Origin of the sequence: Brevundimonas sp. BR2-1 (assembly GCF_037626195.1) — a bacterium.
Classification (GTDB): Bacteria; Pseudomonadota; Alphaproteobacteria; order Caulobacterales; family Caulobacteraceae; genus Brevundimonas.
The window spans coordinates 142,851-160,976 of sequence record NZ_JARKMV010000003.1 but is presented as its reverse complement, the minus strand read 5'-3'; the positions used below and the strand labels follow the sequence as shown (position 1 = coordinate 160,976).

The 18,126-nt window shown below is 68.2% G+C and carries 19 protein-coding genes; 15 read left to right on the top strand and 4 right to left on the bottom strand.

Annotation, left to right across the window (positions count from 1 at the left end):
- Nucleotides 1-58 precede the first annotated feature (58 nt).
- From rpsB to BrevBR_RS13700, 3 genes are all read left to right on the top strand, one after another.
- Nucleotides 59-994: a 30S ribosomal protein S2 gene (gene rpsB / locus BrevBR_RS13710; RefSeq protein ID WP_340001319.1), complete on the top strand. Its 936-nt coding sequence runs from the start codon at nt 59-61 to the stop codon at nt 992-994.
- Nucleotides 995-1,087: 93 nt separating this feature from the next.
- The gene (gene tsf / locus BrevBR_RS13705) at nt 1,088-2,029 is read left to right on the top strand and encodes a translation elongation factor Ts (protein ID WP_332640503.1); all 942 of its coding nucleotides are present in this window, start codon (nt 1,088-1,090) and stop codon (nt 2,027-2,029) included.
- A gap of 163 nt (nt 2,030-2,192) precedes the next feature.
- Nucleotides 2,193-3,809, top strand: coding sequence for a M20/M25/M40 family metallo-hydrolase (locus tag BrevBR_RS13700; protein WP_340001318.1), 1,617 nt, complete (start codon nt 2,193-2,195; stop codon nt 3,807-3,809).
- 15 nt (nt 3,810-3,824) lie between these two features.
- Here BrevBR_RS13700 and BrevBR_RS13695 read toward each other — a convergent pair whose 3' ends face one another.
- Nucleotides 3,825-5,147 (bottom strand): sensor histidine kinase, encoded by a 1,323-nt coding sequence (locus BrevBR_RS13695; protein ID WP_340001317.1) that lies wholly within the window; start codon nt 5,145-5,147, stop codon nt 3,825-3,827.
- Nucleotides 5,147-5,857, bottom strand: coding sequence for a response regulator (locus tag BrevBR_RS13690; RefSeq protein ID WP_340001316.1), 711 nt, complete (start codon nt 5,855-5,857; stop codon nt 5,147-5,149). The genes BrevBR_RS13695 and BrevBR_RS13690 overlap by 1 nt, the downstream gene beginning before the upstream one ends.
- Before the next feature lie 146 nt (nt 5,858-6,003).
- Between BrevBR_RS13690 and BrevBR_RS13685 the strand changes: the two genes are divergently transcribed.
- The 9 genes from BrevBR_RS13685 (at nt 6,004) to BrevBR_RS13645 (ending at nt 12,110) form a co-directional block, all read left to right on the top strand.
- Nucleotides 6,004-6,450 carry a hypothetical protein gene (locus tag BrevBR_RS13685; RefSeq protein WP_340001315.1) on the top strand — a complete coding sequence of 149 codons (447 nt, stop codon included), beginning with the start codon at nt 6,004-6,006 and terminating at the stop codon, nt 6,448-6,450.
- A 107-nt stretch (nt 6,451-6,557) separates the two neighbouring features.
- Nucleotides 6,558-6,989 (top strand): calcium-binding protein, encoded by a 432-nt coding sequence (locus tag BrevBR_RS13680; protein WP_332640497.1) that lies wholly within the window; start codon nt 6,558-6,560, stop codon nt 6,987-6,989.
- A gap of 82 nt (nt 6,990-7,071) precedes the next feature.
- Nucleotides 7,072-7,497 (top strand): methylmalonyl-CoA epimerase, encoded by a 426-nt coding sequence (gene mce / locus BrevBR_RS13675; protein WP_332640496.1) that lies wholly within the window; start codon nt 7,072-7,074, stop codon nt 7,495-7,497.
- Nucleotides 7,497-7,757: a DUF1467 family protein gene (locus tag BrevBR_RS13670; protein WP_332640495.1), complete on the top strand. Its 261-nt coding sequence runs from the start codon at nt 7,497-7,499 to the stop codon at nt 7,755-7,757. Before mce ends, BrevBR_RS13670 begins: the two co-directional genes overlap by 1 nt.
- Before the next feature lie 10 nt (nt 7,758-7,767).
- On the top strand, nt 7,768-8,106 hold the full coding sequence (locus BrevBR_RS13665) for a DUF3088 family protein (protein ID WP_340001314.1): 339 nt from the start codon (nt 7,768-7,770) through the stop codon (nt 8,104-8,106).
- A gap of 89 nt (nt 8,107-8,195) precedes the next feature.
- A complete protein-coding gene (gene proS, locus BrevBR_RS13660; protein WP_340001313.1) occupies nt 8,196-9,512 on the top strand; it encodes a proline--tRNA ligase in 1,317 nt (438 codons plus the stop codon).
- A complete protein-coding gene (locus BrevBR_RS13655; RefSeq protein WP_340001312.1) occupies nt 9,509-10,810 on the top strand; it encodes a lipoprotein-releasing ABC transporter permease subunit in 1,302 nt (433 codons plus the stop codon). Before proS ends, BrevBR_RS13655 begins: the two co-directional genes overlap by 4 nt.
- Complete coding sequence (locus tag BrevBR_RS13650) at nt 10,803-11,504, top strand: ABC transporter ATP-binding protein (protein WP_332640491.1); 702 nt, start codon at nt 10,803-10,805, stop codon at nt 11,502-11,504. The genes BrevBR_RS13655 and BrevBR_RS13650 overlap by 8 nt, the downstream gene beginning before the upstream one ends.
- Before the next feature lie 69 nt (nt 11,505-11,573).
- On the top strand, nt 11,574-12,110 hold the full coding sequence (locus BrevBR_RS13645; protein ID WP_340001311.1) for a hypothetical protein: 537 nt from the start codon (nt 11,574-11,576) through the stop codon (nt 12,108-12,110).
- A 163-nt stretch (nt 12,111-12,273) separates the two neighbouring features.
- Here BrevBR_RS13645 and BrevBR_RS13640 read toward each other — a convergent pair whose 3' ends face one another.
- A complete protein-coding gene (locus BrevBR_RS13640; RefSeq protein WP_332640489.1) occupies nt 12,274-12,390 on the bottom strand; it encodes a hypothetical protein in 117 nt (38 codons plus the stop codon).
- Nucleotides 12,391-12,536: 146 nt separating this feature from the next.
- Here BrevBR_RS13640 and BrevBR_RS13635 point away from each other — a divergent pair, with 146 nt between their 5' ends.
- The 3 genes from BrevBR_RS13635 (at nt 12,537) to BrevBR_RS13625 (ending at nt 16,960) form a co-directional block, all read left to right on the top strand.
- Complete coding sequence (locus tag BrevBR_RS13635) at nt 12,537-12,827, top strand: hypothetical protein (protein WP_340001310.1); 291 nt, start codon at nt 12,537-12,539, stop codon at nt 12,825-12,827.
- A gap of 324 nt (nt 12,828-13,151) precedes the next feature.
- Entirely contained in the window at nt 13,152-16,604 is a 3,453-nt protein-coding gene (dnaE, locus tag BrevBR_RS13630) for a DNA polymerase III subunit alpha (protein ID WP_340001309.1), read from the top strand.
- Nucleotides 16,604-16,960: a GFA family protein gene (locus BrevBR_RS13625; RefSeq protein ID WP_340001308.1), complete on the top strand. Its 357-nt coding sequence runs from the start codon at nt 16,604-16,606 to the stop codon at nt 16,958-16,960. The genes dnaE and BrevBR_RS13625 overlap by 1 nt, the downstream gene beginning before the upstream one ends.
- On the opposite strand, the gene BrevBR_RS13620 is transcribed toward BrevBR_RS13625, so the two are convergent.
- On the bottom strand, nt 16,957-18,126 hold the full coding sequence (locus BrevBR_RS13620; RefSeq protein ID WP_340001307.1) for a PDZ domain-containing protein: 1,170 nt from the start codon (nt 18,124-18,126) through the stop codon (nt 16,957-16,959). The two genes, BrevBR_RS13625 and BrevBR_RS13620, sit on opposite strands and share 4 nt — an antisense overlap.

The following is an 18,126-nucleotide window of genomic DNA, read 5'->3' as shown; positions in this document are numbered from 1 at the left end:
GAGGGCTCCGGCCTTTACAGCGCCCGCGGCGGATCAATCGGATAAAGGACTACCCCTCATGGCTCTGCCTGAATTCTCCATGCGTTCGCTGCTCGAAGCCGGCGCCCACTTCGGTCACCAGACGCACCGCTGGAACCCGAAGATGGAGCGCTACATCTTCGGCTCGCGCTCGAACATCCACATCATCGACCTGTCGCAGTCGATCCCGCTGCTGCACCAGGCGCTGGTTGCCGTTCGCGACGTCGCCGCCAAGGGCGGACGCGTCCTGTTCGTCGGCACCAAGCGCCAGGCCGCCGATCCGGTGGCCGAGGCCGCCAAGCGCTGCGCACAGTACTATATGAACAACCGCTGGCTCGGCGGCACCCTGACCAACTGGCGCACCGTGTCGGGCTCGATCGCCCGCCTGCGCGAGCTGGAAGGCCTGCTGGAGTCGGGCGGCGAAGGCCGTGTCAAGAAAGAGCTGCTGAACCTGCAGCGCGAGAAGGACAAGCTGGAGCTGTCGCTGGGCGGCATCAAGGACATGGGCTCCATCCCGGACATCATGTTCGTGATCGACACCAACAAGGAGGCCATCGCCATCCTTGAAGCCCGCAAGCTGAACATCCCGATCATCGCCATCCTGGACACCAACTCTGACCCGGACGGCATCACCTATCCGATCCCCGGCAACGACGACGCCGCCCGCGCCATCCAGACCTACTGCGACCTGATCGCCGACGCCGTCCTGGACGGTCTGGCCGCTGGTCAGGCTTCGGCCGGCGTCGACCTCGGCGCCGCCGTGAACCCGGACGAGCCGATGCTGCGCGAAGCCAAGGCTCCGAAGGCCGCCAAGGCCGTTGAAGCTCCCGTCGCGCCCGCGGAGGCTGAAGCCGTCGCCGAGGAAATGATCGCCGCCGCTGAACCGGCCGCCGAACCGGCTGTCGCCGACGAAGCCGCCCAGGCCGCGACCTCGGAAGCCAACGACGCCGTCGAAACCGAGGAAGCCGCGGTCTAAACGACCCCGCTTTCTATCGACGGCGAAACTGACATACGGCCGGGCTAGAGCAGCCCGGCCGTTCCCGCATACGCATACCCAAGGAGATACCCCATGGCCGAGATCACAGCCGCCCTCGTGATGGAACTGCGCGCCAAGTCCGGCGTCGGCATGATGGACTGCAAGAAGGCGCTCCAGGAAACCGACGGCGACATCAACGCCGCGATCGACTGGCTGCGCGCCAAGGGCCTGTCCAAGGCCGCCAAGAAGGCCGACCGCGTCGCCGCCGAAGGCCTCGTCGCCGTCGCCTCGAAGGAAGTCGGAGCCGGTGAAGTCGGCGCCGCCATCGAGTTCAACGCCGAGACCGATTTCGTCGCCCGCAACGACCTGTTCCAGAACGCCGCCAAGCAATTCGCCCAGCTGGGCCTCGAGCACGCCACGCTCGAAGGTCTGCACGGCGCCGAGCTGGAGAACGGCAAGACGGTCCAGGACGAAGTGACCCAGATGATCGCCACCATCGGCGAGAACATGCAGCTGCGCCGCGCCGCCCGTCTGTCCGTCGATGAGGGCGTCGTCGCCTCCTACGTCCACAACGCCGTCTCGCCGGGCCTCGGCCGCATCGGCGTGCTGGTCGCCCTGCACGGCGGCGGCGACAAGACCGCCCTGCGCGAACTGGGCCGCAAGATCGCCATGCACGTGGCCGCGACTGCTCCGCTGTCGCTGAACACCGACGATCTGGACCCCGCCGCCATCGAGAAGGAACGTCAGGTCCTGACCGAAAAGGCCAAGGAAGAAGGCAAGCCGGAAGCCATGATCGCCAAGATCGTGGAAGGCCAGATCAACAAGTTCCAGAAGGACGTCGTGCTGATCAAACAGCCGTTCGTCATGAACCCCGACGTGACCATCGAACAGCTGGTCGCCGACACGGGCAAGGAACTGGGCGCGCCCGGCCTGCACCTGGCCGGCTTCGTCCGCCTCGCCCTCGGCGAAGGCGTCGAGAAGGTCGAGGGCCCGGACTTCGCCACCGAAGTCGCCCAGATGACGGGCGGGCAGTAGGGCCTCCCATCCCATCGGGGATGAACGAACAGAGGGTCGGCGGCTTCGGTCGCCGGCCCTTTTTCCTGCCGCGACGGACTGCCGCGTCAGGTCCGTTCAACCTTTGCATTGCCGCTGCGCCTGGAGTCTTATCCCCGCAGCTCAGTGATTCAGGGGGAATTCCATGCGTCTAGCCGCTCTTCTGTCCGCCACGGCCCTGGCCTTGACGGCTGTTCCGCTCGCCACGTCCGCCGCCGCGCAGGATGTGGACCGCGTCGCCGTCAACGGCATCATCGACCAGGGGCTGAACCACAGCCAGGTCATGCAGACGGCCGCATACCTGACCGACCGGATCGGCGGCCGGATGACCAACTCGCCGCAGATGCGTCAGGCCGAGGCCTGGACGGCGCAGCGGTTCCGCGACTGGGGCCTGTCCAACGTCCGCGCCGATCCGTTCGACTTCGGCCGCGGCTGGTCGGTCGTCCGCTCCAGCGCCCGCATGACCGCGCCGCGTCCGCTGGACCTGCGCGCCATCCCCATCGCCTGGACGCCCTCCACGCCCGGCGTGATCAGCGGCGAGGTCGTCGTGGCCCCCATGATGACCGCCGGCGACTTCGCCAGATGGCGCGGCAAGCTGGCCGGCAAGATCGTTCTCGTCTCGCGGCCCACGGCCGGGTCCGAACCGACCGATCCGGCATTCCGCCGCCTGACGGAGGAGGACCTGCGCAACGCCAACACCTACAACATGCCCAATGTATCGGCGCCGTCGACGGAAAGCCTGCGCGGCCCCGACTTCGCCCGTCAGATGGACGCCTTCCTGCAGGAGGAGGGCGCCCTGGCCTGGGTCCGCATGTCCCAGCGTGACGGCGGCCTGCTGCACGGCACCGGTTCGGGCTATCGCATGGACGACCAGCGCCGCACCCCCGGCATGGAACTGGCCGCCGAGGACTATCGCCGTCTGGCCCGCCTGGCCCTGACCGAAGACGCCAAACCCACGCTCGAACTGATGAGCGAGGTCCGCTTCCACGAGGAAGACACCAACGCCAACAACATCCTGGCCGATATTCCCGGCACGGACCGTTCGGGCGAATACGTGATGGCCGGCGCCCACCTGGACAGCTGGGTCGCCTCGGACGGCGCCGTCGACAACGCCGCCGGCAGCGCCGTGGTCATGGAGGCTGCGCGCATCCTCAAGGCGCTGGGCGTGCGTCCCAAGCGCACCATTCGCTTCGCCCTGTGGAGCGGGGAAGAGCAGGGACTGTGGGGCTCGCTGGCCTACACGGACAAATATCTGGCCACCCGCGCCCCGCTGGGAGACGCCCAGCTGGACGGCCTGCCCAACAACCGCACCTGGCGTCAGCGCTGGCCAATCCAGCCGCGTGACAGCCACGGCGATCTGGTCGCCTATTTCAACCTCGACAACGGCTCGGGCAAGATTCGCGGCATCAACGCCGAAGGCAATGTCGCCGCCGCGCCGATCTTCCGGGAATGGCTGGAGCCCTTCCACGCCATGGGCGCCACGACGGTGTCGATGCGCACCTCGGGCGCGACCGACCACGTCTATATGCAGACCGTCGGCGTTCCGGGCTTCCAGTTCATCCAGGACCCGCTCGACTACGGTTCGCGGCTGCACCACACCTCGATCGACAGCTATGACCACATGCGCGCCGACGACCTGCGTCAGGCCGCAGTCATCATGGCCGCCTTCCTGCTGAACGCCGCCAACAGCGACGAGCCCCTGCCGCGCATGCCGGTCCCGACCCGGCCGACGGCGTCGGATCCATTCCCGCTGCAGCAGTGAGCCAGGTCGTGGCCTCTACGAACCCTGACTGTCGCTGAGGCAGACCGTCAGACCGCCCGACGGCGTCCGCTCCAGGGTCAGGGTCATCTTCATCTGCGCGGCCAGCGATCGACAGATGGACAGGCCCAGGCCCGCGCCGCCCGTGGCCCGGCTGCGCGATTCCTCGCCGCGCGCGAATGGCTCGAAGGCGCGCGGCGCGAAGTCGGGACTGAGGCCGGGCCCATGGTCGATGACGCGCAGCCGCCACCCGGTCGCCTCGTGCGTGAACTCGACCTCGGCTGAACCGGCATAGGTCACGGCGTTCTCGATCAGGTTCTCGACGATCCGGCGCAGGGCGGCGATGTCGGCGGTCACGGGCCCGTCGTCCATCCGCCCCGCTGTCACGGCCTGACCCTGGGTCTGCCGATCGGCGACGATCTCGCGCAACAGGGCGGCGACGTCCACCGGGCCGAGGGCCGGAGGCCGCTCCTCGCCGCGCGCGACGATCAGCACGTCCTCGATCAAGGCCGTCATCAAGGCTATGTCGCGGTCCCCGGCGGCCCTCTGGTCCGGGTCGTCGATCAGGCCGACGCGCAGCCGCAGACGGGTCAGCAGGGTCTTCAGGTCGTGTGCGGCGGCGGCCAGCATCGTCATCCGATCGCGCATCAGCCGGCGAATCTCGCCGCGCATGCGGTTGAAGGCGGCCGCCATCTGCCGGGCCTCGGCCGATCCGCCGGCCACCATCGGCGGCGCCGACAGGTCCTGGGCGAACCGGTCCGAGGCCAGGGCGATGGCCTCCAGTCCGCGCGTCGCTCCGCGGATCGTGCGCCAGGCCAGAAAGGCCGCCGTGAAACAGACCAGAAGATTGAGAAGCAGGATGGCCGTGGCGATGCTGCGGCGTCGCTGGCCGACGCCTGGCGCCACCACCAGCCGCTGGCCGTCCGCCAGGGCCACGGAGAAGGCGTAGGCGGCCGTGCGGCGCCCGGAGAGCGCGGGCCGGTACTGGCGGCGCACCTCGGGAACCAGCACCTTCGGGTCCCGGCCGCGCAGGGGCCCGGCGTAGCCTTCGTACAGATCCGGGATCAGCCCGCGACCCTCGCGATATCCGGCCGGTATGCCGTCGGCGATGAAGAACCGGGTGGAGTCTCCATTCATCGCCACCAGAAGGGCGTCGCGCTCCCCCGACGGCGTGCGGTCCAGGGCTTCGGCCGCCGCCGCGATCCGGGTCGGCACGGGCGCGCGCCATGCGCCGCCGGCCGACTGCTGCGCCCGGGCGAAGGCGACCAGCATCACCACCTGGGCGACCAGCAGCAGCACCACCACGGCCAGCGTCAGCCGGGTCGAGAGGCCCAGCCGCATCACGATCCGGCCTCGACGGCGGGCGTGAACAGATAGCCTGCGTTGCGCACGGTCCGGATGACGACGGGCGCCTGGGGATCATCGCCCAGCTTGCGGCGCAGCCGGGAGACCTGGATATCGATGGAGCGGTCGAAAGCCTCGGCCTGACGTCCCTTCAATATGTCCATGATGTCGTCGCGCGACAGCACCTGCCGGGGCCGGTTGATGAAGACCGACAGCAGATCGAACTCGCCGGTCGTCAACTCCACCGTTTCTTGCGCGGGCGAGGTCAGGGCGCGGGCGCCGAGGTCGAGCCGCCATCCCGAGAACGAGACCACCCGGGCCGTCGTCGGTCCTTCCTGCCGGGCGCGCCTCCGCAGCAGCGCCCGCACCCGTGCGACGAACTCGCGCGGTTCGAACGGCTTGGCCAGATAGTCGTCGGCGCCTATCTCGAGGCCGATCACCCGATCCATCGGCTCGCCCCGCGCGGAGGCGATCAGGACGGGGATCGCATGGCCGGCCTGCAACCGGCGGCAGATCGACAGTCCGTCCTCTCCCGGCATCATGATGTCCAGAATGACCAGATCGGGCCGGCGACGCTCCATCAGGGCCCAGAAGGCGGCGGCCCCGTCGGCCGTCTCGCAGGCCATGCCTTCGCGCACCAGCAGGGCGCGAACCAGCGTCCGGATGTCCGGATCGTCCTCGACCAGATAGATCAACGGCACAGGCATGACGGCAGGTTTGACCGAGGAACCGGCCGTCCGCCAGTGGCCGATACACGCTGTTACATCCCGGCGCCCTGGCGACACACCCCGAGCCGGCGGCTGTGAGAGTCTGTCAGCGTTCGGAAGCGCCGGACGCAGCCCAGGAGCCTGACATGATCCTTCCCCGCACGCTCACCCCCCGCACGCTCGCCCCCCGCACACTCGCCCTGACCGCGGTCGTCAGCCTCGTCGCCTTCGGCGGCGTCGCGGCCGTCCCCGGCGAGGCCGAGGCCCAGTCCATCTCGCGCCACCGCTCGGCCAGCATCAACGGTCCGCACCACAGCGCCAGCCGCGGCGCCGACATCTATCGCAGCCCGGGCTCGGCCTCGGTGCATCGCTACGGCTCGGTCGACGATCATGGCTGGTCCAGTTCGCGCAACCGCACCACGGCCCGGACAGACGACGGCTTCGCCACCCATGCGAGCCGCTCGGGCTCGGGCGGTCGCGGCTATGAGCGCGACGTCGATGTCCGCCGTGACGACGACAGCGTTTTCATCGACCGGTCAATCACCACCAACAGCGGCGCGTCGCGACAGTCGACGGTCGTCCGCTCCTGGTGACCCCATGGACGGAGGCGCCCCCGCTGGCCTCCGTCCCGCCCCGACCGCGCCCCCAGCCTCCCCGGCGCTGCGGTCGGGGCCTTTTTTGATCTTCAAGGAAACTCCCCATGAAAACCCTGCTTCTTCTGCCCGCCGCGCTGGCGGCCTTCGCCGCCGGACCGGCCCTCGCCCAGCAAGGGTCGGGCGCGATGTTCGCCGAGGCCGATGTCAATAATGACGGCCGCCTGTCGCGGCTCGAGTTCGACGCCGTCCGCGAAAACCTGTTCGCCCGCATCGACGCCAATGACGACGACCGCCTGACGCTTCAGGAACTGCGGAGCCTGCGTTCCGACGATGCGCCGCGCACCCGGCAGCGGCCGAACCGGGACCAGATCTCGAAACTGCGGGCCATTGACCGGAACCGCAACCGCGCTGTCGACATCGGCGAGTTCCGGGCTCTGGGGGACCAACGGTTCGCCGCCCTCGATCGCAATCGTGACGGTTTCATCATGCGCGACGAAATGGCCGATCTTGCCGAAGCCGCCGGCCTGGGGCGCTGATCCCTCCATAATCGGAGCCTGGCCGCTTTTGTCGCCACCCGTGCGTCTTCTCCACGGCGACAGGAGCGGCTAAGGCAACCGCATGATCGGAAGATTGAACCACATCGGCGTCGCCACACCCTCCATCGAGGCCAGCGTCGCCCTGTACCGCGACATGCTCGGCGCCACGAAGGCGCATGAGCCGTTCGACATGCCGGCGCAGGGGGTGCGCGTCTGCTTCGTCGATCTGCCCAACAGCCAGATCGAACTGATCGAACCCTTGGGCGACGACAGCCCGATCCACGGCTTCCTCGCCAAAAATCCGAAGGGTGGGCAGCACCACGTCTGTTTCGAGGTCGAGGATATTCTCGCCGCCCGAGACGCCCTGCGGGCCAGGGGTGCGACCATACTGGGAACGGGCGAGCCGCGGATTGGCGCTCACGGCACGCCGATCATTTTCGTCCATCCGAAGGACATGGGCGGCGTACTTGTCGAACTGATGGAAACGCCGAGAGACGGAGCGCACTGATGCCGATCGGCCCGATCACCATGTTCGCCATCTACCTGGTCTGCTGGTGGACGGTGCTGTTCGCCGTCCTGCCGCTGGGCACGTCGAAGGAACGGCACGAGCCGCCGACCGACGGCGCCCAGTGGGGCGCGCCCGAGAAGCCGGACCTGAAACGCAAATTCATCACCACCACCTGGGTGGCGGCCCTCGTCTGGGCGCTGGTGATGTTCCTCGTCTTCATCGGCTGGATGCCGCTGCCAGACCTGGCTCCGCCCGTCTGAGGATCGCCCGATGACCGATCGCCTCTTTCTCATCAATCCGCACTGGACCGATGATCAGGGCGGCCCGTGGTTCTGCCCGGCCGGCTCGGTCGTCGAAGGCGTGCTGGCCTTCTATCCGGCCCTGAAGACGCAGCTGGACATCACCCGCCTCGACTACCCGCGTCCGCGCCCGGCTGTGATCGAACAGGTCGGCGAGGACCATCAGGGCTGCCCGATCCTGATCCTCGACGGGACCTTCGACTGGCCCGAGGCGCAGATCAGCGAAACCACCGGCAAACGCTTCCTGCAGGATCAGGCCATCATCCCCTATCTGGCCGCGCGATACGGCATCGGCCTGCCGCATCCCTGACCGATCCCGTGCGTTTGTGACGACCGCCTAGCTTTCGCCCCTTCCGAGCGGCTAAAGCGGTGCTTCACCTTTGTCTGCGGATTCTGCCCATGCGCCTGTCGCGCTATTTCCTGCCCACGCTCAAGGAGGCGCCCTCGGACGCCCAGATCGTTTCGCACCAGCTGATGCTGCGCGCCGGGATGATCAAACAGGAGGCCGCCGGCATCTACGCCTGGTTGCCGCTGGGCCTGCGGGTGCTGAACCGGATCGAGCAGATCGTGCGCGAGGAGCAGGAGCGGGCAGGGGCCGTCGAACTGCTGATGCCGACGCTCCAGCTGGCCGACCTGTGGCGCGAGAGCGGCCGTTACGACGCCTACGGCCCGGAGATGCTGCGCATCACCGACCGGCATGAGCGCGAGCTTCTGTACGGCCCGACCAACGAGGAGATGATCACCGACATCTTCCGCGGCTTCGTGAAGAGCTACAAATCCCTGCCGCTGAACCTCTTCCACATCCAGTGGAAGTTCCGCGACGAGCGCCGCCCCCGCTTCGGCGTCATGCGCGGCCGCGAATTCCTGATGAAGGACGCCTATTCGTTCGACATCGACGAGGCGGCGGCCCGCAAGGCCTACAACCGCATGTTCGTGGCCTATCTGAACACCTTCGCCCGCATGGGGCTGAAGGCCGTGCCGATGCGCGCCGACACCGGACCCATCGGCGGCGACCTGAGCCACGAGTTCATCGTCCTGGCCGACACGGGCGAAAGCCAGGTCTTCTGCGACCGCAAACTGGTCGAGATGCCCGCGCCGGGCGCGGGCGTCGACTGGGACGATCTTCAGTCAATCGTTGATCAGCGAACGTCGTTGTACGCCGCGACCGAGGAAATGCACGACGCCGGCCAGTTCGAGGCCCAGACCGTCGAGGCCGACCGCCTGACCGCGCGCGGCATCGAGGTCGGCCACATCTTCTATTTCGGGACCAAATACTCGGCTCCCATGAAGGCCCGCGTGGCCGGCCCGGACGGCAAGGACGCCGACGTCCACATGGGCAGCTACGGCGTCGGCGTGTCGCGCCTGCTGGGCGCCATCATCGAGGCCAGCCACGACGAAAGCGGGATCATCTGGCCCGACGCCGTCGCCCCGTTCGACGTCGTGGTCATCAACCTGCGTGTCGGCGACGAAGCCGTCTGCGCGGCTTGTGAGGAGGCCGTGGCCAAGCTCGAGGCGATCGGCAAGGACGTCCTCTACGACGACACTGACGAACGTCCCGGCGGCAAATTCGCCACCGCCGACCTGATCGGCATCCCGTGGCAGCTGACCATCGGACCCAAAGGTCTGGCCGACGGGGTGGTCGAGCTGAAGCGCCGCGCCACCGGCGAGAAGCTCTCCGTCCCGCTGGACGAGGCTCTGGCGAAGGTGCGCGGATGACAGACGTCTCGGCGCCCCGGCCTACGAAACCGGCCGGTCCCTTCTCCGGCTGGGAGATCGAACTGGCGCTGCGCTACCTGCGCGCCCGCCGGAAAGAGGGCGGCATCGCCCTGATCGCCATCATCTCCTACGTCGCCATCTCGCTGGCGGTCATGGCCCTGATCGTGGTGATGAGCATCATGGCCGGCTTCCGGTCCGAACTGCTCAGCCGGATGCTGTCCTTCAACGGCCACATGTACGTCCAGGGCCAGGTCCTGAACGACCCGGACCGCGAGGCCGCCGTCCAGCGCATCAGCCGCGTCCCCGGCGTCGTCAGCGTCTCGCCCGTCACCGAGAACCAGAGCCTTGTCCGCGCCGCCGGCCAGACGACCGGCGCCGTGGTCCGCGGCATCCGCCCGCAGGACCTGGACTCCATGTCCTATGTCTACGACAGCCTGACCGACGAGGCGAAGCGCACCTTCGGCCAGGGCGCATACGGCGGCGACAACATCATCATCGGCAAGGCCCTGGCCGAGGGCATGGGCCTGCGCGTCGGCGACCCCATCACCCTGTATTCTCCCACCGGCGCCGACAGCGCCTTCGGCAATCTGGGCGGGCTGGAGAAGGTCTATCGCATCGGCGGCGTCTTCACCTCGGGCACGGCCGACTTCGATCGCGCCTTCATCTTCATGCCGCTGGAGCAGGCCCAGCTCTTCTTCGGCAAGGAGGGCGTCTGGGACGTCATCGAGATGAAGGTGGCCAAGCCGGACCAGGTCGCCGACCTCTACCCCGCCGTCCGTGCGGCCGCCGGCTCCAATGCCCTCGTCAGCGACTGGCGCGATCGTCTCGCCGCCTTCTGGGGCGCGCTGAAGGTCGAACGGGTGGCCATGAGCATCATCCTCGGCCTCGTCGTCGCCATCGCGGCCCTGAACATCATCTCCGGCATCGTCATGCTGGTGAAGAACAAGACGCGGGACGTGGCCATCCTTCGCACCGTCGGGGCCAGCCAGATGTCGATGCTTCGCGTCTTCTTCGTCGCCGGCGCCGCCATCGGCGTGGCGGGCACGGCCACCGGCCTGTTCCTCGGCCTGGTCTTCTGTCTGAACATCGGAGCCATCCAGCATTTCCTCGAGGCCCTGCTGGGCGTCCAGCTGTTCAACGCCGACGTCTATATGCTGGACGCGGTGCCGGCCCTGGTCGATCCGGCCGACGTCTTCTGGGTCGCGGTCTGGTCCCTGTTCATGAGCTGTATCGCCAGCCTGCTGCCATCGTGGCGGGCCGCGAAAATGGATCCGGTCGAGGCGCTTCGGTATGAGTAACCCCGTCCTCTCGGTCCGCGGCCTGACCCGCACCTATGACTCCGCCGCCGGTCCCCTGACGGTGCTCAGGGGCGTCGATCTGGACGTCCGACCAGGCGAGGTCGTCGGTCTGATCGGCCCCTCCGGCTCGGGCAAGTCCTCCCTGTTGCACGCCGCCGGCCTGCTCGAGCGTCCCACCTCGGGCGAGATCCGTATCGACGGCCAGGATGTCGGCGGCCTCGACGAGCGCGCCCGCACTCATATCCGGTTGGCGAAGATCGGCTTCGTCTACCAGTTCCACCACCTGCTGGCCGAGTTCGATGCACGCGACAACGTCGCCCTGCCGCTGCGCATCGCCGGCGTCGGCCAGGTCAAGGCCCGCGAACGCGCCGCCGAGGTCCTGACCGCCCTCGGCCTCGGCGAACGCCTGACCCACCAGCCGGCCCAGATGTCGGGCGGGGAGCAGCAACGCGTCGCCGTCGCCCGCGCCCTGGCCAACCGCCCGCGCCTCCTGCTGGCCGACGAGCCGACCGGAAACCTGGACCCGGCCACCAGCCAGACGGTGTTCGAGGCCCTGCATGATCTGGTCAAGAAGACCGGCGTCGCGGCCCTGATCGCCACCCACAACATGGAACTGGCCGGCCATATGGACCGCGTCTTCGCGCTCAAGGACGGCCATCTGGAAGAGCGCCCCGCGGAGAGCCACGCCTACTAGGGGCAAACCCTCGCTTGCGGCCCGTTCCGGTAGGCATAGACTGCAGCTTCAACTCACACGGAGGCTGTCATGACCCGCGTCCTGCTCATCTCTGCGATTGCTACCGGTGTCAGTCTCGCCGCCTGCAATCCGGCCGCGCCGGAGAGCCCGGCCAGGGATTCCGACGCTCCGGCGACCGTGATCACACCCGCCAGAAAGGCCGATCTTCCGGGAGCCGTGCGCGCCGTCGTCCTGACCGCGCGGCCGGGCATGATCGTCTCGGAAGCCGAGCTGAAGGAGCGCGAGGGCCGGCGCTATTACGACGTCGAGGGCCGCATGCCCGACGGTTCCGACATCGAGCTCGATCTGCTCGAAACACCGTCGGGCTGGAAGGTGGTGGAGGTCCAGCGCGACGTCGCATGGGACAGGGTTCCGAACCGGGTCCGCGCCGCCGCCGGGGGCGCGCGCGCCGGCTTCACCCCGGTCCGCGTGATCGAAAGCACCCAGGCCGACGACGGCTCGGTGATCTACGAACTGTTCGCCGAGGGCCAGCCGGCCACGCCGGCGCTCGAGGTGCGGGTCGTCGACGGCAGGGCGGAAGTCCTGAAGGAAGCATGGCCGCACTAGGGGCGGGCCACACACAACCGTGCATCCCCGCGAAAGCGGGGACCCAGTGCTTTGGGTGTTGCAGCGGGTCCGGGGATCTCCGCTCGCCCGTCCCGAAACACCGGCGTCACGCTGGACAGGACTGGGTCCCCGCTTTCGCGGGGATGAACGGATATATCGGAGGCTATTTCTTCCCGGGCGGCGTCGTGAACGGCGAGCTGCCCACCGACACGGCCGGCTTGGGCTTCTCGGCCTTCGGTTTCCGGGCTTCCTTGTTGCTCTTCATCTGACCCTTGGCCATGACCGCTCTCCTGCGACGCCTGCCGCCGAAGAGGCGGATGGTAGGTGGCGTTCGCGCCATCCTACAGGACGGAGTGCGTTGCACCCAACAACGGGTTCGGGCCCCCTGAGGTTGTATGGCAAAGCCTGTAGCGTTAACGGTGCCGCATGACCCTTCCTCAGATTCTCGCGGTTTCCGGGACCGTCGCTTCATTAGCCGGCGGAGCGATGCTTGCCGTCAGCCTGTCGAGGCTGATCACCGCGTTTGACCTGTCGTTCAAAGCCCTTGAGCTGTCCGTGGATACCCTGGCGCACGGCGAGGATATCGTGATTGTCCGGGGCACTGACACTCATCGAAAGACCGGCGCCAGGACTGCGGTTTTCTGGACTGTTTTCGGTATTGCCCTCCTGGTTGTGGGAGCAGTCTTATCCTCTCTGGCGGTATTGGTCGGCGCTTAGGCGCCGGCCTTGCCCACTCGACCGGAGGCCGTCGCCCGTTGACAAGAACAAAGCGGCAACATAGAACATAGCCAGAACACGCAATCTGGGGACAAGATCATGGCGCGTTGGGTGAGGGATATGCTGTCGCTTGCGTCTTGCGGCGGTTTCGTCTGGATGTGCTGGCAGGCCGCGCTCGCGCTTCCAGCCGCCTGAGGGTGGGCTTTCCCGGACCGTTTGAGTCCGGCGAGTCCGCAATGTCCGCTGTTTTTCGGCGGACTCTGGCCGCTTTGAGCCAGGGGCGAGTCGGGGTCTGATCGAACCCATGAACGGAGACGTCGGACGGTGAGCGGGGCAGGGGATCAGGGCTTCATCCACCTGCGCGTCCGGTCGGCCTATTCGCTGCTGGAAGGTGCGATCAAGGCGGGCAAGGTTCCCACCCTGGCGGCCGACGCGGGCATGCCGGCGGTGGGCGTCGCCGACCGCGCAAATCTGTTCGGGGCGCTGGAGTTCAGCGAGGCGGCGAAAGGGGCGGGCGTACAGCCGATCATCGCCTGCGCGCTTCCTGTCACTGGCATCGGCGGCAAGATCAACGAACGCTGGGCCAAGGCGCCGACCGTGGTCCTTCTGGTCCAGAACGAGACGGGCTGGCTGAACCTCAGCGCCCTGTCGTCCTCGGCCTTCCTCGACGCCGGCGCGATGGACGAGCCCAGCGTGCCCTGGACCATGGTGGCTGAGCGGTCCGAAGGCCTGATCCTGCTGTCGGGCGGGCCCGACGGCCCCGTCGATCCCCTGTTCGTCCAGTCCCGATCCGACGAGGCCGCCGCGGCCCTGACCGAGATGGCGCGGGTGTTCGGCGACCGCTTCTATGTCGAACTGCAACGCCACGGCCTGGCCAGCGAGGGTCAGGCCGAGCGCGGGCTGGTGGAATGGGCGTATGCGAACGACACCCCCCTGGTCGCCACCAACGACGTCCACTATGCGAAGGCCGCGCAGGCCCGCTCCCACGACGCCCTGCTGTGCATCGCCGACGGCGCCTTCACCGGTCAGGAAGACCGCCGCCGCATCACCGGCCAGCACTGGTTCAAGCCCGCCGCGGCGATGCGCGAACTGTTCGCCGACCTGCCCGAGGCCTGCGATACGACGATCGAGATCGCCCGCCGCTGCGCCTTCATGGCCCCGACCCGCGCGCCGATCCTGCCCCGCTTCGACGCCGGCGCGGGCCGCACCGAACCCGACGAACTGATGCATCAGGCCCGCGAGGGGCTGAAGGCGCGGCTGCAGGCGGTCACGCCCGCCGCGCCCGAGGAGGACTACTGGACCCGCCTGGAATGGGAGGTCGGGATCATCCAGCAGATGGGCTTCCCCGGCTATTTCCTGATCGTGTCGGACTTCATCAAATGGGCCAAGAGCCACGGCATCCCCGTGGGTCCGGGCCGGGGTTCGGGCGCCGGTTCGCTGGTCGCCTGGGCCCTGACCATTACCGATCTGGATCCGCTGCGTTTCGGCCTGCTGTTCGAGCGCTTCCTCAATCCCGAACGGGTCTCCATGCCCGACTTCGACATCGACTTCTGCCAGGAGCGGCGGGAAGAGGTGATCGACTACGTCCAGGACCGCTACGGCAAGGACCGGGTGGCCCAGATCATCACCTTCGGCACCCTTCAGGCCCGCGCCGTGCTGCGCGACGTCGGCCGGGTGCTGCAGATGCCGCTGGGTCAGGTCGACCGGCTCGCCAAGATGGTCCCGGCCAACCCCGCCAATCCCGTGACCCTGGCCCAGGCCATCGAGATCGAGCCGCGCCTGCGCGAGGCCCGCGACAACGACAAGGCCGTGGCGACCCTGCTGGAGACGGCGCTGGAGCTGGAGGGGCTGTACCGTAACGCCTCGACCCACGCCGCCGGCATCGTCATCGGCGACCGCCCCCTGATCGAGCTCGCGCCCCTGTATCAGGACCCGCGCTCGACCATCCCGGCCAGCCAGTTCAACATGAAATGGGTCGAGGCCGCCGGTCTGGTGAAGTTCGACTTCCTGGGCCTCAAGACCCTGACCGTGCTGGACCGCGCGCGCCAGTATCTGGAACGGCGCGGCGCCGCCCCCGACTGGAACGGCCTGCCGCTGGACGATCCGAAGACCTATGAGCTGATGGCCTCGGGCCAGACCGTCGGGGTGTTCCAGCTGGAATCCCAGGGCATGCGCGACACCCTGCGCAAGATGCGTTGCGGCTCGATCGAGGAGATCACCGCCCTGATCTCCCTCTACCGGCCCGGGCCGATGGAGATGATCGACACCTATATCGACCGGAAATTCGGCCGGCAGCAGGTGGACTATCTGCATCCCTCCCTGACCGAGGTGCTGACCGAAACCTATGGCGTCATCATCTACCAGGAACAGGTGATGAAGATCGCCCAGATCCTGGCCGGTTACTCGCTCGGCGAGGCCGACCTTCTTCGCCGCGCCATGGGCAAGAAGAAGAAGGAGGAGATGGACTTCCAGCGCGCGCGCTTCATCGCGGGCGCGTCCGAGAAGGGGGTTTCCGAGGAACAGTCCGGCGGCATCTTCGATCTGGTCGCCAAATTCGCCGGCTACGGCTTCAACAAGTCGCACGCCGCCGCCTACGCCCTGATCAGCTTCCAGACGGGCTGGCTGAAGGCGACGCACCCGGTCGAATTCATGGCCGCGTCCATGTCGCTCGATCTCAGCAATACCGACAAACTGGCTGTCTTCTATCAGGATTGTCGTCGTTTCGACGTGCCGGTGAAGTCGCCGGACGTGAACCGCTCCTCGGCCGATTTCGACGTGGCCTGGGACGAGGGCGTGGGTGCCGTCCTCTATGCGCTGGGGGCCATCCGCAACGTCGGCCTGGAGGCCATGAAGCATCTGGTCGAGGTGCGCGAGACCGGCGGACGGTTCACCGACATCTTCGACTTCCTCGAACGCGTCGACCCGCGCAGCGTCAACAAGCGGGCGCTGGAGAATCTCGCCCGCGCCGGCGCCTTCGACAGCTTCCATCCCAACCGCCGCCAGCTGTTCGAACAGGCCGACACCCTGATGGCCTATTGCCAGAGCGTCGCGGCCGAGCGCGCCTCGTCCCAGGTCTCCCTGTTCGGCGGCGACCAGGCCGGCGCGGCCCGCCCGCGTCTCAAGCCGGTCGAGCCCTGGGTCGGTCCCGAGAAGCTGGATCAGGAACTGGCCGCCGTCGGCTTCTACCTGTCCGGCCACCCGCTGGAGGACATGGCGCCGGCGCTGAAGCGCAAGCGCGTCACCTTCGTCGCCGAGGCCACGGCCCTGGCGGAAAGCGGCCACGAGGCCTTCCTGATGGCGGGTGTCGTGCGCCGCCGTCAGGAGCGGGCCAGCGCCAAATCGGGCGAGAAATTCGCCTTCGTCACCTTCTCCGACCCGACGGGCGAATTCGAATGCCTGTTCCCGCCCGAACAGCTGCGCAAATGCCGCGAGGTGCTGGAGGTCGGGGCCTCGATCATGGTCCGCGTGCGGGCCAAGTCGGCTGACGGCGAGGTGCGCTTCTTCGGCGACGACGCCTCGCGGCTGGACGTGCTGATCGACGACGGCGCCATGGGGCTGCGCATCCATGTCTCGGCCAGAACCGCCGACGCCGAGGCCCTGCGGACGCGGCTCGAGAAGGCGAAGTCCCCGGGCAAGGGCGGGGAGGTCTCCCTGATCGCCTCGCTGGACGGCCGCCGCGAGGTCGAGCTGAAACTTCCGGGGCGCTACAGACTTGATGGAGCGCTGCGCGGCGCGCTCAAATCGGCGCCGGGCGTGGTGCTGCTGGAGGATGCGTAATGGCCGACGTCAAAACCCACGCCGGATCGTGCCGCTGCGGCGCGGTGGCCTATGAGGTCGACACCGATCTGGAAGGCCTGATCGAGTGCAACTGCTCGCACTGCTACCGCAAGGGGCTGGTGCTCAACTTCGTCGGACCCGACGCCTTTCGCCTCATGGCGGACGGCCCGCAGACCGAATATCTGTTCAACACCCACAAGATCCGCCATTTCTTCTGTGAGACCTGCGGCGTCCAGTCCTTCGCCCGCGGCTCCAAGCCGGACGGGACGCAGATGGTGGCGGTCAACATCCGCACCCTGACCGACATCGAGCCCTTCAGCTGGACGGCCCGGCGGGTCGACGGGCGCAGCTTCTAGGGCCGTGGCCGGAAGGCCTCCCGCGGAGTTCCATCGACGGCGTACAGCCGCTCGGTCGGCAGCTTGATGACGAGCCCCGAATTGGCGAGCCGATGGTCGTAGACCGCGCCCAGCAGGCCGGCCATCGGCCCGCCGGTCACCTCCGCCCCGATCGCGTCCATGCCGATCGCCAGACCCTCGCCCATGCTGCCGGTCCATCGGCCGACACGGACGGCCGCCGACCCGCGATGGCGCTTGCCCGAACGCGGCAGGACCTGTTCGATCCACTGGCGCGCCACCCCCGTCTCCCGCTCCTCGGCGGGCAGGGTGTGGATCTGGTAGGCCGTCGGCGCATCGACGAACCAGCTCATGATGGCCCGCGCCACACGGGTGTTGCCGCCGCTGGCGGTGTCGGTCAGATCCAGCACCACCCGCTGCCCCGGACGGGCGCTCGCCATGGCGGCGTCGAAGGCGGCGATCGCGGCGCTGTCGCCGAGCGAGTCGTTGAAGCGGATGGTCAGGTCGCCCCCCGTGTCGCTGACCGTCAGAGGCGGCCGCGCCGCCCGATCGACGTAGAGGTTGGGAAGGCTCAGTCGCCGTTCGCCGTCGCGACCGCGGATGGTCAGATCCCGCGGACGGTCACGTCGTCCCGTGGCCAGAACCCTCGCGGCGTAGCCAGCCCGCTCGCCCTCGGCCGACAGTCCCAGCCCGAACCAGAAGGTCGCGACGGCCTCTCCGGTCGGCAGATCCCCGACCGCCGTCAGGGTATCGCCCGGCTGGATTCCGGCCCCGGCGGCGGGCGAGCCCTCGCGGACGGCGGTAATCCGCCAGAGATTCCCTTCGGGCTCGATCCAGAGATCCGAATAGCTGGGCACAAGGCCCCAGCTGTCGGCGAACGAGGCGCCGGTGATGGCGTGATGATCCGCCAGGGCGGCCAGCGCATGCTCGGCGTAGCGGAGCAGGGCGCTCCGGTCGGCCACCGCCCCGGCCTCGGCCTGCAGAACCGGGCTCATCGGCATGACGCCGCCCGGGAGCCGGTCCAGGTAGGCGTACTGGCTGTTGATCAGGGTTTCGATCGACAGGGCGTCCTGCCGGTAGGCCGCCGCGTCGGGTTCGGAGGGTCGGGCGGAAGCCGCCCCGGGCAGGGCGCAGGCGAGGCCGAGCAGGAGAGAAAGCAGTGGACGCAT